The sequence below is a fragment of the Nocardioides sp. P4_G4 genome (assembly GCF_056401085.1).
On the sequence record NZ_JBFUKA010000188.1, the window covers coordinates 1 to 887 of the forward strand.

An 887-nucleotide genomic window follows, 5' to 3' on the forward strand; every position below is an offset into this window, starting at 1 on the left:
GGTCGAGAGGGGCCGAGCTGCGCGTCAGCAGCGCCACCGGCAGGTCTCCCAGCAGCTCGCCGAGCAGGACGTCACCGGTGTGGACGTGGCCGGAGACCGCGTCGGTCCACTCCCCCGCGGGGAGCGGGAGGCTGGTCGTGCCCCAGCCGCCGCGCCTGGCCAGGCCGAGCGGGAGGCGGGTGGCGACGGTGATGGCGCCGCCGCGGTCGAAGGCCAGCACGTGGTCGGCGGCCTCGCCCGAGGCGGTCAGCGGTGCGTAGGAGTCGAAGAGCTCCGCCTGCTCGCGGCGGGCCAGCAGGCCGGCGCGGGTGACGAGCAGCTTGGCCGCCCCCGGGTCGTCCACGCCACCCGTCAGGGACGGGCGCTCGCCCTGCTCGATCGCGTCGAGCAGCGTGCGTCGTACGTCGTAGTCGACCGGTCGCCGGTTGTCGGGGTCGACGAGGGACTGCTCCCACAGCTCGCTGCCCTGGTAGACGTCGGGCACGCCGGGCATCGTGATCGCGACCAGCTTGGCGACGATCGCGTTGCTCCAGCCGGCGTCGGCGACCGCGGCCAGCACCTCGTCGACGACGGCCCGCACCTCGGGCCGGTCGATCGCGGCGTCGACGCACCGGTGGACGGCGGCCTCGTAGGCCTCGTCCGGGGCGGTCCACTGCGTGCGGTCACCGGCCTCGCGCATCGCCTTCTCGGCGTACCCGTGCAGGCGCTCGCGCCAGTCCCCGTCGAGGCCGGACGCCGGCCAGGCGCCGACGATCGCCTGCCACAGCAGGTTGCCGAAGCCCGGGTCGGGCAGCGGCACCAGCTCGAGGAGCCGGTCGAGGGCGCCCTCCCACAGGTCGGGGACCTCCGCGAGGGCGGTGATCCGGGCCCGCACGTCCTCGCCGCGC

1 pseudogene is annotated in these 887 nt (G+C 75.9%); it reads right to left on the minus strand.

Features of this window, described 5'->3' with window-relative positions:
* A pseudogene (locus AC1DQF_RS21655) lies at positions 1–887 on the minus strand (malto-oligosyltrehalose synthase); the annotation flags it as partial.